Source organism: Zobellia russellii (assembly GCF_018728565.1).
GTDB classification, from domain to species: Bacteria; Bacteroidota; Bacteroidia; order Flavobacteriales; family Flavobacteriaceae; genus Zobellia; species Zobellia russellii.
In genome coordinates this window covers 117,167-130,922 of the sequence record NZ_JACSOI010000008.1, presented here as the reverse complement: position 1 = coordinate 130,922, position 13,756 = coordinate 117,167, and the positions used below count along the sequence as shown (strand labels likewise).

11 protein-coding genes are annotated in these 13,756 nt (G+C 38.6%); 8 read left to right on the top strand and 3 right to left on the bottom strand.

Translation table 11 applies throughout. The annotated features are described in order from the left end of the window. The first annotated feature begins 1 nt into the window (after position 1). The 4 genes from H9565_RS17335 (at position 2) to uvrB (ending at position 5,952) form a co-directional block, all read left to right on the top strand. Positions 2-2,044 carry a DUF11 domain-containing protein gene (locus H9565_RS17335; RefSeq protein ID WP_215441552.1) on the top strand — a complete coding sequence of 681 codons (2,043 nt, stop codon included), beginning with the start codon at positions 2-4 and terminating at the stop codon, positions 2,042-2,044. Positions 2,045-2,108: 64 nt separating this feature from the next. After that, complete coding sequence (locus H9565_RS17330) at positions 2,109-3,011, top strand: ABC transporter ATP-binding protein (protein ID WP_215441550.1); 903 nt, start codon at positions 2,109-2,111, stop codon at positions 3,009-3,011. A gap of 6 nt (positions 3,012-3,017) precedes the next feature. Continuing rightward, positions 3,018-3,851: an ABC transporter permease gene (locus H9565_RS17325; protein WP_215441548.1), complete on the top strand. Its 834-nt coding sequence runs from the start codon at positions 3,018-3,020 to the stop codon at positions 3,849-3,851. A gap of 112 nt (positions 3,852-3,963) precedes the next feature. Next, complete coding sequence (gene uvrB, locus H9565_RS17320; RefSeq protein WP_215441546.1) at positions 3,964-5,952, top strand: excinuclease ABC subunit UvrB; 1,989 nt, start codon at positions 3,964-3,966, stop codon at positions 5,950-5,952. 427 nt (positions 5,953-6,379) lie between these two features. Here the strand turns inward: uvrB and H9565_RS17315 are convergent, their stop codons facing one another. Continuing rightward, positions 6,380-6,805: an Hsp20/alpha crystallin family protein gene (locus H9565_RS17315; RefSeq protein WP_215441544.1), complete on the bottom strand. Its 426-nt coding sequence runs from the start codon at positions 6,803-6,805 to the stop codon at positions 6,380-6,382. A 241-nt stretch (positions 6,806-7,046) separates the two neighbouring features. On the opposite strand from H9565_RS17315, the gene H9565_RS17310 reads away from it, so the two are divergent. Continuing rightward, positions 7,047-7,418, top strand: coding sequence for a DUF1456 family protein (locus H9565_RS17310; RefSeq protein ID WP_215441542.1), 372 nt, complete (start codon positions 7,047-7,049; stop codon positions 7,416-7,418). A gap of 47 nt (positions 7,419-7,465) precedes the next feature. On the opposite strand, the gene H9565_RS17305 is transcribed toward H9565_RS17310, so the two are convergent. Both H9565_RS17305 and H9565_RS17300 read right to left on the bottom strand, forming a co-directional pair. Next, positions 7,466-7,801, bottom strand: coding sequence for a hypothetical protein (locus H9565_RS17305; RefSeq protein ID WP_215441540.1), 336 nt, complete (start codon positions 7,799-7,801; stop codon positions 7,466-7,468). Positions 7,802-7,942: 141 nt separating this feature from the next. After that, entirely contained in the window at positions 7,943-8,404 is a 462-nt protein-coding gene (locus tag H9565_RS17300; protein ID WP_215441538.1) for an Lrp/AsnC family transcriptional regulator, read from the bottom strand. Between the two features lie 554 nt (positions 8,405-8,958). On the opposite strand from H9565_RS17300, the gene H9565_RS17295 reads away from it, so the two are divergent. Genes H9565_RS17295 through H9565_RS17285 form a run of 3 tightly spaced genes read left to right on the top strand, consistent with a single transcriptional unit; the run spans position 8,959 to position 13,656 of the window. Continuing rightward, positions 8,959-11,904, top strand: a complete 2,946-nt coding sequence (locus H9565_RS17295) for a TonB-dependent receptor (RefSeq protein ID WP_215441536.1) — start codon at positions 8,959-8,961, stop codon at positions 11,902-11,904. Between the two features lie 35 nt (positions 11,905-11,939). Then, positions 11,940-12,440: a hypothetical protein gene (locus H9565_RS17290; protein ID WP_215441534.1), complete on the top strand. Its 501-nt coding sequence runs from the start codon at positions 11,940-11,942 to the stop codon at positions 12,438-12,440. A gap of 28 nt (positions 12,441-12,468) precedes the next feature. After that, positions 12,469-13,656: a pyridoxal phosphate-dependent aminotransferase gene (locus H9565_RS17285; protein ID WP_215441532.1), complete on the top strand. Its 1,188-nt coding sequence runs from the start codon at positions 12,469-12,471 to the stop codon at positions 13,654-13,656. The last annotated feature ends 100 nt before the right edge of the window (positions 13,657-13,756 follow it).

Here is a 13,756-nt window from a genome sequence, read left to right as displayed (position 1 = left end):
AATGAAATTAAGAGTATTTATTTTATTTTTCATAGTGTCACTGAGTGGTTTTTCACAACTCAGTGACCTTCATTATTTGCCACCTCTAAAGCAAGGGGGCAATAACCAGGCGGTTAAAGACCAAGCTGTGTACCTATCCACACCTGAAAACACTGCTTTTAGTGTAAATGTTTATCAAGGCACAAACGTTACCCCAATTGCAAATTTAACATTATCCAACGCAGCACCAGTTACTTATGGATTAGCGCAGGGTGACAATAATATTACCATGGTTACAAATAGTAATACGGGTATTGTTCTTACCAATAGCGGTCTTCGGTTTGAATCACCCGGCGGCGAGAAATTTTATGTGAATTATAGAGGTAGTTCGACCTCCCAGTCAACCTCACTTACCAGTAAGGGTAGACAGGCTATGGGTACTTTATTCAAATGGGGAGGTATTCCAAACAGAGCCACACAAAACAGTCTAACCAATTCTGTTGGTATTATGGCAACTGAGGATAATACCGTAATAGACATCTTTGGATACGACCCAAATTGTGAATTCCGATTAGGGAATAATGCCGGAGGCATTACTTCGGATACTTTTCAGGTTACCCTGAACGCAAATGAAACATTTGTTATGGAGGCATACGTAAAACAAACTACGGCAAATATTGATGGTTGGCTAGGCGCCACCATTTCGGCTACTAAAAACATTGTAATCAGTAACGGGGGACTTAATATTGGCGTAAGAGTAGGAAACGGTAGTAGAGATGCCGCAATTGACCAGCCTGTACCTCAAAATAAAATAGGCAAAGAATATGTATTCATTAGAGGAAATGGTTCTAGTGAGACCGAAAAACCAATTATTATCGGTACACAGAACAATACGGCAATTTATGTGAACGGCTCCGCAACGCCAATTGCTACTATAAACAATGGTGATTATTTTGAAATTCCAGAAAGCAACTATTCAAGTTCCGTTGCAGGTGGTAATATGTTCGTTACTACTTCCAAAGATGCATATGCCTATCAATTATTAGCGGGAGGAAGTTCTATTGTAACCGTAGGACTTAACTTTGTAGCACCGGTTAATTGTTTACTACCGGACAACCTTAATAACATTCCCAATATTCAGGATGCAGCAGGAATTACAATGAACGGAGGTGTAACCATAATAGCCTCTACCACTACCCCAAATGCAAATATTACCGTTATGGATGGCAATGGTGCCGTAACCCTTCCTGCCCCAACACCCGTTACAGGATCTGCGGATTGGAAAACTTTTTATGTAGCCAATTTAACGGGAAATGTATCCGTTGAATCCACCGGGCCAATTGCTGTGGGTTTCATAGGTTTTAATGGTGCCCGCGGTATTGCCGGTTATTTCTCTGGCTTTGATACGGTACCTGCAGTTGACTTACAGGTACAAGGTGGTGGATGTCTTCCCGGTTCTATCATAGAAGTAGTAGATGCTAATTTTGACGCTTACCAATGGTATCAGAATGGAACTATTGTTACTGGGGCAATTTTTTCGAGCTATACCCCAAGTGAAGCAGGCGATTATTTTGTGAGAGTTACCAAAGGTGGGTGTACTTATGATTCACAACCTATTGCCGCTTATTATTGTTTTCCCGATATTGTTGTAAAAAAAACGGCGGACAGAAATAATGTACTGGATGGAGAACTTGTTGAATTTACCATAACCGTAGAGAGCTTGGGCGTGAACAATGTTACTAACCTAGTGTTGACAGATATTCTTCCTGCTGGATTAGAATTAGTTTCATCCTCTGTATCAAAAGGGAGTTTTAACAGTCCGGATTGGACAGTGGGAACCATGAGCCAAGGAGAACTAGAGTCGTTAACGTTGGTTACAAGAGCCAGATTGAACAATATTTATATTACTTCCGCTAGTTATACCAATACCGTAACTAACAGCCAGGACCAAACGGACGCCAATATTTCTGCCGATGACCCTTCGGAAACCATTATAGTTACCTTGGAACAGCCTACTACAGTAATAACCAATAGAAAAATAACCTATAGGGTAAAGAAAAACTAATGCTTTTGTAACATTATATCCCCTATTTCGTCAAGTATGATATATCAATCAAAAAACACTTGACGTGAATACAATTCTAACGGTTGACCATCTCACCAAAAAATTCGGCTACCTGACCGCGGTCAAAGACCTTTCTTTTACTATTGAAAAAGGCAATGTTTACGGCATTTTGGGCCCGAACGGCAGTGGAAAATCCACCACGCTGGGAATTGTTCTGAACGTTGTAAATAGAACGCAAGGCGATTTTTCTTGGTTTGATGGTTCTATGACCACCCACCAAGCTTTAAAAAAAGTTGGGGCAATTATTGAAAGACCCAATTTCTATCCTTACATGACGGCCATACAAAACCTGAAATTGGTCTGTAAAATCAAAGAGGTAAGTGAAACCAAAATAGAGAAAAAATTGGAGCTAGTCGGTTTGTTAGACCGAAAAAACAGTAAGTTCAGGACCTATTCACTGGGTATGAAACAACGTCTGGCCATTGCCTCTGCCCTACTCAATGACCCCGAAATCTTAATTTTAGATGAACCTACCAACGGCTTAGACCCACAAGGTATTCACCAAATACGGGAAATCATAAAGAAAATTGCTTCCCAAGGCACCACCATTCTCTTGGCTTCCCATCTTTTGGATGAAGTGGAAAAAGTATGTAGTCATGTTATCATACTTAGAAAAGGCGAAAAACTATATTCCGGCCGTGTAGATGGCCTACTAGCAAGTCATGGCTTTTTTGAATTAAAGACCAATGATCAGGAACGCTTAAAAACATATCTGGAAAAACACGCCAGCTTTGGACAGGTAAAATTGGAGAACGATTGCATTACCGCTTTTTTAAAAGAAGAAATGAATGCCGGAGAACTCAACAAAACCTTATTTGACCAAGGTATAACGCTATCATATCTGGTAAAAAGAAAAGAAAGCCTAGAAGAACAATTCCTGACTTTGACCAAAAATCAATCCAACTAGAAAACCATGATACGACTCTTACAAATTGAATTCATCAAATTATGGAACAATAGGGCCAGTAAAGTTCTGATTGTATCGTACTTTGTTCTTCTTTGTTCAATTGCTTTAGTGGCCGCCATTAAATTTGATATTGGCCCCATAAAGTTCCATTTAGCCGAACAGGGAATCTTCAATTTTCCATACATCTGGCATTTCAATTCATTTATTACCGCATTCTTTAAACTGTTTTTGGCCATTGTTATCGTCTCTATGATGGCCAATGAATACAGTAATAAAACCATAAAACAAAATTTAATAGACGGACTATCCAAGAAGGAATTTATCCTTTCAAAATTTCTGACGGTCATTTCGTTCGCTCTGATTTCCACTGTTTTTGTATTCGTGGTATCACTCGTTTTAGGTCTTTTCTACTCTAATTTTAATGAAATTGGTATTATTTTCTCGGGACTGGAATTCCTTTTAGCCTTTTTTGTAAAACTAGTAGGGTTTTTCTCGTTCTGTCTCTTTTTAGGCATTTTGGTAAAACGCTCTGCTTTTGCTCTAGGTTTTCTAATTCTATGGCAAATATTTGAATCTTTTATTCGAGGCATTATCAGATGGCGTTATTTTGATGGAGAAACCACAGATATGATTATGGGATTCTTTCCTCTTAATGCTATGTGGAACCTTATTAAGGAACCGTTCACCAGGTTAAGTGCCGTACAAACGGCCGTAAACCAAATGGGAGAAGAAATTGTCCTAAACTACAATGTACATTGGTATGAAATACTAATTGTACTAGCTTGGACAGCTATCTTTATTTATGGGTCCTATGCGTTGTTGAAGAAGAGGGATTTGTAATTCCCGATAACACTATTCTATGCAATATATGAACGCTGCCTGGTTTACTTTTGAAACAAACAATAAAATCTTTACGGCTCTCAAAGTCACACTTCTTTTGTAATTTTAAGGGATGAAATTTAAAGTAGTCTCAGAGTTTGAACCAACGGGCGATCAGCCACAAGCCATAAAGCAACTTGTAGAGGGAATGGAGGCCGGTGAGCGGTACCAAACCCTATTAGGGGTTACCGGTTCCGGTAAAACCTTTACCGTTGCCAATGTTATAGAGAATGTACAGCGCCCTACCCTAGTGCTCGCCCATAATAAAACACTGGCGGCGCAGCTGTACTCGGAATTCAAACAGTTTTTTCCGGATAATGCGGTGGAGTATTTTGTATCTTATTACGATTACTACCAACCTGAGGCTTTTATACCCTCATCCGGACTCTACATAGAAAAGGACCTTTCTATTAATGAAGATATTGAAAAACTACGTTTAAGTGCTACGTCATCGTTACTCTCCGGAAGGCGAGATGTGTTGGTAGTTGCATCGGTTTCATGTTTGTACGGTATCGGAAACCCAGTGGAATTCCAGAAAAATGTCATCACTATTAAAAAAGACCAAGTAATTGCACGTACCAAATTCCTTCATCAATTGGTACAAAGTCTATATTCCAGAACCACGGCCGATTTTAGGAACGGTAACTTCAGGGTTAAGGGAGATGTTGTTGATGTCTTCCCCAGTTATGCAGACCATGCTTTCCGTATTCATTTTTTTGGTGATGAAGTTGAAGAAATAGAGGCATTTGACCCGTTCAACAACAACGTAATCGAGATTTACGAAACCTTGAACATCTACCCGGCCAACATGTTCGTTACTTCTCCTGATGTGCTGCAAGGTGCAATTCACCAGATTCAGGAAGATATGGTAAAACAGGTAGATTACTTTAAAGAAATAGGAAAACCGCTTGAAGCAAAACGGCTTGAAGAACGTACCAGTTTTGATTTGGAAATGATTAGAGAACTAGGCTATTGTTCGGGTATTGAAAATTACTCACGTTATTTGGATGGCCGTCAACCAGGTACCAGACCGTTCTGTCTACTTGATTATTTTCCAGACGATTATTTGATGGTTATTGATGAAAGTCATGTAACCATTCCACAGGTTCATGCCATGTACGGCGGTGACCGCTCTAGAAAAGTAAACTTGGTGGACTACGGTTTCCGTCTCCCAGCGGCAATGGACAACCGTCCGCTAAAATTTGAAGAGTTTGAAGCACTTCAAAACCAGGCAATTTATGTGAGTGCTACACCGGCAGATTATGAGCTACAGCTTAGCCAAGGTGTATATGTTGAACAGGTAATTAGGCCTACCGGACTTTTGGATCCCATTATTGAGGTACGACCCAGTCAAAATCAAATTGATGACCTCGTGGAAGAAATTCAGGTTCGGGTAGAAAAGGATGAACGGACTCTAGTAACTACCCTCACCAAAAGAATGGCTGAAGAACTTGCCAAATACTTAACACGAATTAATGTACGGTGCCGTTATATTCATAGTGATGTTGATACGTTGGAAAGAGTAGAGATTATGCAAGATCTTAGAAAAGGTATTTTTGATGTGCTGATTGGAGTAAATCTACTTCGTGAAGGATTGGATTTACCAGAAGTTTCTTTAGTGGCAATTTTGGATGCTGATAAGGAAGGTTTTTTAAGAAGCAATAGATCATTAACCCAAACCGTTGGTAGGGCAGCAAGAAATTTAAATGGAAGGGCAATTATGTATGCCGATAAAATTACGGAAAGCATGCAGACTACAATTGATGAAACCAACTACCGTAGAGAAAAACAAATTGCCTATAATACGAAACATGGACTCGTACCAAAAGCATTAAATAAAAGTTTGGATAGTGTACTTTCCAAAAATTCAGTTTCTACATATCACTTCGAAAAAGAGGAAATGAGAGCCGCGGAACCGGACCTTGAATATATGACCAAAGACCAAATTGAAAAGATGGTCCGAGAGAAAAGAAAGGCCATGGAAAAGGCCGCCAAAGAACTGGACTTTATGCAGGCTGCAAAACTGAGAGACGAGATAAAATCACTACAAGAAAAAGCCTAAATTCACGTTTATTAGAGGAGGAAATCCAGTGATTTTAACTATATAAATTAATAATACACATAAACAATTTTAAATAACTGATTAACAGATTAAAAACGTTAATTTTTAGACAAGTCTAAATTGTGATTTTTATCATTTTTCAATAAAAATAAACTCGTAGTTACAGTTCTTTAAACAGAAAAAAATAACAATGTTTTAAGTCAATAATTTACTCGATTCACTTTGAAAAAACAACCGTCAACTGCAAAATAATTTGTCTTTTACTATTCAAAAACGGAGCTGAAAATTGCTTGCTTTTCCACAAAAAAAGCACCCTAGAAATATACCTAGGGCGCTTCTTCAACTAACCAACCAAACTTAAATCTACCCGATTAATAATCGGGATTATGAAACGTTTTGTACTAAGACAAAACAACCAATCTAACTTTTACTTCAACTCAATAAGACGCTTTGGTTTTGGCAAAGCTTCTTCTTTTTTCGGTAATTCAATTTTTAAAACACCATCAACATAATCTGCTTTAATGTCATCTACATTGATAGATTCTGGAAGCGTAAAAGCTCTTTTAAAAGATGAAAATCTAAACTCGCGACGGGTATAATTCTCTTCTTTTACTTCTTTTTGATCCTTTAATTCAGCAGAAATGGTCAAAAGTTCATTGTCTACTTCAATATTAAAATCCTCTTTCTTTCTTCCAGGCACAATCAAATCGAGTTCAAAACTCTTTTCGTTGTCCTTAATATTTACAGCAGGAGTGCTTGTTGCTACATTCTCCATACCACCAAACCAATCAGGCTTAAAAATCTCGTTCATTAATGAAGGAAAAGCCAAGTTGTTTCTTTTTACTATACTCATGATATCTATATTTTATATTAGACTTTAAATTTTTAATTCGATTGATTAAAGACAAATTACATACCAACTACTAAATCATGACTATCTGTCATTATTCATGCATATAAAAGTGACAAAACGTCATTTTCATATGTAATATGGAATTAAAGTTAGAGCTAATTCTATGGCAAGATTGTCAGTATAACGGTTCATCAGTATGGTTCTCCATATTTTTGTAATACCTTGCCAAAAATTTTACGCTATGACCAATAACGATGTTTTTAAGAAGCTTAGAGTAGCATTAATGCTGAGAGATGATGAGATAATTGACATTCTAAAACTTGTTGACTTCAACATTAGCAAAAGTGAATTGGGCGCCTTTTTTAGAAAGGACGACCACCCCAACTATATGGAGTGCGGCGATCAAGTATTGCGTAATTTTTTAAACGGATTAGTGATTCATTTGAGGGGAACGAAAGAAAACCCAAAAACACCGGGTGAAGTACTTTCCAAAAAAGTTGTGAAACCGGTAAAGGTCAATCACGCTAAAAGACCGGATTTTAAGACGCAACAACAAAAGAAAATCAACAAAGATATTACTAACGTAAAATACAAGAACAAAAAAAAATCCTGAGTTCGGTGATGAGCCGCCCTCAGGATTTAATATTTACCTAAACCTATTTAACCTGCAATGCGAACAGGCAAAGTATAGGTTCTCCCTTCCTTATACGCCTGAATACTGACCTTTTTATAATTGAGCTTCTCTTTTACAAAAGCTTCAACCACTTCATTATCCGCATTTACACTTAACACCACAATTTCTTGATTTTGGTTTAAGGTAAAACGAACAAAGGCCGTTTCATCAACTTCTTTAATAGTTAAAGAGTTGTCCGTTAGCAGCTCGTAAATTTGAACCGTTAAGTTTTTTATTGATTTCTTGTTTTCACCTTCGTTAGCAAAAACATTACCGATTGAAAGTAGCATTGCAGCTACCAAGACTAAACTAGTTTTTCTCATAATTTATCGTTTTAAATGATTTGATGAATTACTTAAAAGACGATACTGAGATGAGATTGTTACGAAGGAACAGCCTTTTTAACACATTCTTATCATTCTAAACAGCCATACACGCTGTTGCAATAGCATGTTACTTAATGGTCAGCTCTCAAAATTAATATGTCTACTCATGTTCTCTTCTACAGAAATAAAGGATTCTATACCCCGTATACCTTCAATAGTAAGTATTGCCTCTTGATATAGCCTCCTGTAATGTAGACTATCCTTAGCATGTACCTTTATAAAGATGTCATACTTTCCAGTACTATGATGGATTTTAACCACCTCTTGAATTTTAGCCAATTCTTCTATTACTATCTTATATAAGAAACTCTCGCGCAGATATATCCCCAGAAAAACAGTCATCTTATACCCCATTTTACTGTAGTCTAGACTTAGGGTAGCCCCTTTAATAACTCCCATATTCTTCATTTTACGTGTACGCATATGTACCGTTCCAGGAGAGATTCCTGCACGCTTTGCAACTTCCGTATAGGGCATCTGTGCATCATTAGATAATAACGTTAATATTTTATGGTCTACTGAATCAAGTTTGTCTCTCATTTGTAGTATTTTTCTTGGTTATTTACTACCCGAAATTTTGGGTCACCTCTTGATAATCAGCTTACAATCATCACAAAATGTTCAATTTAATTTACCATTTAGAGGATTTTAGTAAAAATAGTTTAATGATTTTAAAAAATCAGTTATAATTCACTAATTAAACCCGTTTTTTTATGGATATAATTAAAAATTGACCGCTTCAAATTTTTAATGCCATAAAAATGGTTTTATAACGCAATATTTACATATCGTTAGATTTTTAAAATCTAAAAACCTGAATTCTGTCATATTGATCAATTTTTCATCAAAAATTACCATATCGGCAGATTAAACACTCATAACTACCTAAAACACAGTGTTTTCAAAGGGTGTCGCATTTTTTTTAATCAAAAAGTCACACTAATATTGTGGTGTCGTTAGGTCACAAACAATGACAACCGACACGTTAAGTATCCGGAACTTTTCTTTTATCGCATTTGACCACCGTCCCCCGATTGGATAAGGTGTGGTTGGGCAAATGAACAATGTTTAGTATCAACCAAAACCTTGTACTTATGAAGAAAGCTCTAATACTATCACTCTTATTTTTAAACTGTATGATCTCATACGGACAAGAGACGACTATTACCGGTACGGTAGTAGATGAAGAAGGAGTCGTGCTACCAGGCACCGACATTATTATTAAAGGCACAACAAAAGGAACACTTACTGATTTTGATGGAAATTATACGATAGACGCTCCGGCAGATGCTATCCTTATATTCTCATCCTTAGGATACGGAACTAAAGAAGTACCCGTAGGCGGTCAAGCAACCGTAAACGTAACCTTGGCCATGGCTGCGGAACAACTGCTAGAAACTATTGTAATTGGTTCCAGGGGTCAACCCAGAACTAAATTGAATACTCCGGTTCCGGTGGATGTTATTAATATTAAAGAAGAAGCTATTAATATGCCTCAACAAGATCTTTCACAAATGTTGGCTGCTTCGGCGCCGTCATTCACCGCTTATACCAGTGGTGGTGGAGACCTATCCTCATTCGTTAGCCCACCAAGTCTTAGGGGTTTGGCACCTAACCAAATGTTGGTTTTAGTAAACGGAAAAAGAAGGCACACCTCGGCAATTTTAGCCGCATCGCAGACAGGTACACCCTCTAACGCTGTTGATATGAAATTTATACCTTCCATAGGTATCGATCATATTGAAATACTTCGTGATGGTGCTTCTGCGCAATATGGTTCAGATGCCATTGCAGGGGTAATTAACGTAGTAACAAAAAAGGGAACCGGTGAATTTACCGGTACTCTTACTGTTGGTGGTTACCCAAACAAGTCGCCTGACTTTAGTGATTCTGACTTGACAGATGGCGAGAAAGCCTTAAACAGATCATCCGGGGATTGGGATGGTTTCAATTTTCAATTTGATGGTAATTACGGAATTGGATTCGAAAACGGCGGTTACTTTAATGTTTCCGCATTGATCAGCCAATCTGAACGAACTATTAGACCAACCGTACTAGAAATAGACAGAGCGCCACTATACAGCGATGGTTACCTGAACAACCAAACCACAGATGTAAACGGAAGACCGGTTATAACCAACCCAGAACTGGTTGCCGCACAAGCAAGTGGAAACACCGCAGCAATGAGCACGTTAACAACAGTAGAAGGGCTCATGGCAGCAAGAGATATCGAACAAGTAGATGTAGCAACGTATTCAGGACTCCCGGCCAAGACACTTATGGGCTTTGGCTTTAATCTTGAAAATCCGTTGAGTGAAACCACGGATTTTTATGCTTTTGGGGATTTCGGTTACCAGTACTCAGATGCCTATAGCTGTTTCTATAGAAGAGCTGCACAAGCGGACAGAACTAGTTTTGACCTATACCCGAACGGATTTAGACCTCAAATTTATACAGACCAATACAATCTTTCTTTGTCCACGGGAATTACCGGAGAGCTTGGTGATTTTGATTTTGACCTGAGTAATACCTTTGGTTACAACTCCGCTAAATATGGTATGTTCAATACTTGGAACGCAAGTATCGGAACCAGTTCACCAACAGAAATGTACTTAGGTACGCACAGCTTTGCCCAAAACACATTAAATCTTGATTTCACTAACTTTTATGATGATATTCTATCTGGACTGAACGTGGCTTTTGGTGGTGAATTAAGAGTTGAAAACTATGCGATAGTTGCAGGCCAAGAAGAAAGCTGGACAGCAGGAACCGCAGGTGTAGTTACCGCTACGGAAGACAACCAAGCCTTGGTTGGTCCTGATGGCTTTCCTTTAGAAGACTTGAACGGAACCCCAATTGTAGATGGCTCTGGAAACCCAGTTGTACTACCTTACGCAGGGGTAAGCCAAGAGTTGGTTAAAAACTACGCATTAAACTGTCAGTGTTTCCGCGGATTTGCACCTGAAAATGAAAGTAACTCTTACCGTTCGGTAATGGCGGCTTATGTAGATATGGAATTGGATGTTACTGAAGCTTTCTTAGTTTCCGGAGCACTGCGATTAGAAAACTACTCGGATTTTGGTAACGTATTGACCGGTAAGGTAGCCGCACGTTATTCTATTGGCGACAATTTTGCATTGAGAGGCTCTTTCAGCAGTGGCTTTAGAGCTCCTTCATTACAAGAATTGAACTACTCTCACAGTTATACTTTTTTCGTAGGCCTAGAGCCATTTGACGGTACGTTATATCCCAATAGTAGTTCTGCTGCAAGAGCATTGGGCATAGGTCAACTACAAGAAGAGCGTTCTAGAAACTACAGCTTAGGTTTCACTACCAAAATTGGAAAATTGAATTTAACTGTTGATGCCTATAAAATTGACATTTTTGACAGAATATTTGAAACTGGAGAATTTGATGCCGGTCAAGCACCTGTACTTTCCCCAATCATCGGTAGCGGTTTAGCTAGTTTTAGAATTAACGGTGGTGACATCAGTACTAAAGGTGTTGAAGCCGTACTGAACTACAACAAGAATATTGGTGCAGGTAAGTTGGGAGTTACACTTTCAGGAACTTTCAGAGAGAACAAATTTGAAAATGTAAATATTCCTGACCTAAACACTAATCTTACGGACGAAGAATTGGCTGACAACTATGTAAACCGAGGACTTATCGGTCAGTTTGAAACGGGTACACCAAGTAGCAAGATTATAGGAACATTAAACTACTCTATTGGTAAGTTCTCGGCCATGCTAAGAGGTACCAGATTCGGTTCTGTTCAAACTAGGGATAGCAGAGAACGTACTCTACTTGATGGTAGTGTAGGTTACGCGGATCAATATTTCACACCTGAGTTCACTACGGACATGGGTGTTACCTACAACTTTTCAGATAAAATCAGTTTCACCATAGGAGGTAACAACATCTTTAATGAATACCCAGAAATAGTAAGGTATGAATTAAGAACCTTCAACTTGTATTCTAACTATCAGCAAGGATCATCGGGATCTTACTACTTCGGTAGATTGACATTTACACTATAGAAAAGAATATCCGGTAAAACTTAAAAAAGATAATTATGATAAAGTATATAAAAAACATTTTAGTAGTAATGGTGGTCGCTACAGGTCTTATCTCTTGCGAACAAGAAAGACTTGACCCCGTACTTACCGCAGCTGACGGTGGCGGTACACTTAACCAGTACATGGCATACACCATAGCATCTACAGACCCAGCAGGATCAAATGTAAATGGAAGAATTGTTTTCTGGAAAGACAACCTTGATCGCACTTTAGTACAGGTTGCACTATACAATACTGTAGAAGGACTATCGCACCCTGCCTTAATTATGGATGGCATGGTAGGTACCGGAACCACTACAATGATTGCATTAGATGATGTTTCCGGAGATAGCGGTGAATTTATGACGAACAAATTCTTCGTTATTACTGACACCAGTTTTTATGATTCTATCCCTGATATGGATTCACACATTAACATCTACTTAAGTGACACTGATGATACCATTGTTGCTTCCGGAGATTTAGGCGCCAACGCCTTACCAGTAGAAATGAATTAGACTTTTTAACTTAAATACAAACAGCATTATGAACACTTTAGACAGAAGAGCTTGGTTAAAACGAGGAATGTTGACCGCAGCAGGAGCAATGGTAATTCCACACGTAACTTTTGGAAAATCAAATGCCAAAGGACTACATATTAACGCAAAAGGGCAGACACTTTATAGTCCGTTTTTTAAAGAATATAACGCCAATGTATTTCCAGACACAATGGAGCTTTTGGCCAAGTTAAACGCAAATGAGAACCCATACGGGCCGTCTCCTAAAGCTATCGAAGCCTTTAAGAACGCGGCACCCATGGGAAATAGATATGCGTGGAAAGAACTTTTTGACCTAATGGAAAAAATTGCCGTTGAAGAAAAAGTTACCGCCAAGAACATTATGATGGGACCAGGTTCTTCTGATCTATTGGAAAAAACTGCAATGGTATTATTTGCCGATGGCGGAAATATTGTTTCTGCTGATCCATCCTACATGTCTCTTATTAAAGTTGCCGAAGCCACTGGTGCCACTTGGAAGCCCGTTCCATTAAAGGAAGACTGGTCTCATGACCTTTCCGCTATGGAAGCAGCTATTGATGCAGATACCAAATTGGTATACATCTGTAACCCCAACAACCCAACAGGTAGTATGACCGATCATGCGGAATTGGTAGATTTCTGCTCCCGCGTATCGGACAAGGTTACGGTTTTCATAGATGAGGCCTATTTAGGGTTCTTGGACGATGCGGCCAAAAAGAGTATGGTTTCCCTTATTAACGAGGGCAAAGACGTTATTATAGCCCGCACTTTCTCTAAAATTCACGGAATGGCAGGCCTTAGAATAGGTTACATTGTGGCGCAAGAGGCTACATTGGATAAAATCCAAAAAATAACCCGTGGAGGAATGGGCATCTCCTACCCTACCATTTTTGCGGCATCCGTTAGTATGGACGATGTAGCGTTCCAAAACAAGTCAAGAAAACTAAATGCTGAATGTAGAGAATATGTCTACTCTGTTCTGGATAAAATGGGATACAGCTACGTACCATCCTCTACAAGTTTTATTCTTTTTCCAATTGAAATGGAAGGCAAAGAATTCTTGGAAAAAATGACCGAGCAACATGTTGGCGTACGTGCTTTTGACATTATGGACAAAAACTGGTGTCGCGTAAGTATGGGTACTATGGAAGAAATGGAAATTTTTGGTACCGCTTTACAAAAAGTCCTCGCATAATTGCTATGAAATACCCCCGAGAGTCGGTTCAACCATCAATTGCCTTGATATTACCAGATATCGGCTCTCTTTGGGTTTTTCAATCCTTTTTACCTACTCA

What these genes read in the sequence shown, in the direction of transcription:
- H9565_RS17285 (WP_215441532.1), top strand. Translation starts at nt 12,469, where the DNA reads ATGAACACTTTAGACAGAAGAGCTTGGTTAAAACGAGGAATGTTGACC.
- H9565_RS17325 (WP_215441548.1), top strand. Translation starts at nt 3,018, where the DNA reads ATGATACGACTCTTACAAATTGAATTCATCAAATTATGGAACAATAGG.
- H9565_RS17305 (WP_215441540.1), bottom strand. Translation starts at nt 7,801, where the DNA reads ATGAGAAAAACTAGTTTAGTCTTGGTAGCTGCAATGCTACTTTCAATC.
- H9565_RS17335 (WP_215441552.1), top strand. Translation starts at nt 2, where the DNA reads ATGAAATTAAGAGTATTTATTTTATTTTTCATAGTGTCACTGAGTGGT.
- H9565_RS17290 (WP_215441534.1), top strand. Translation starts at nt 11,940, where the DNA reads ATGATAAAGTATATAAAAAACATTTTAGTAGTAATGGTGGTCGCTACA.
- H9565_RS17300 (WP_215441538.1), bottom strand. Translation starts at nt 8,404, where the DNA reads ATGAGAGACAAACTTGATTCAGTAGACCATAAAATATTAACGTTATTA.
- H9565_RS17295 (WP_215441536.1), top strand. Translation starts at nt 8,959, where the DNA reads ATGAAGAAAGCTCTAATACTATCACTCTTATTTTTAAACTGTATGATC.
- uvrB (WP_215441546.1), top strand. Translation starts at nt 3,964, where the DNA reads ATGAAATTTAAAGTAGTCTCAGAGTTTGAACCAACGGGCGATCAGCCA.
- H9565_RS17315 (WP_215441544.1), bottom strand. Translation starts at nt 6,805, where the DNA reads ATGAGTATAGTAAAAAGAAACAACTTGGCTTTTCCTTCATTAATGAAC.
- H9565_RS17310 (WP_215441542.1), top strand. Translation starts at nt 7,047, where the DNA reads ATGACCAATAACGATGTTTTTAAGAAGCTTAGAGTAGCATTAATGCTG.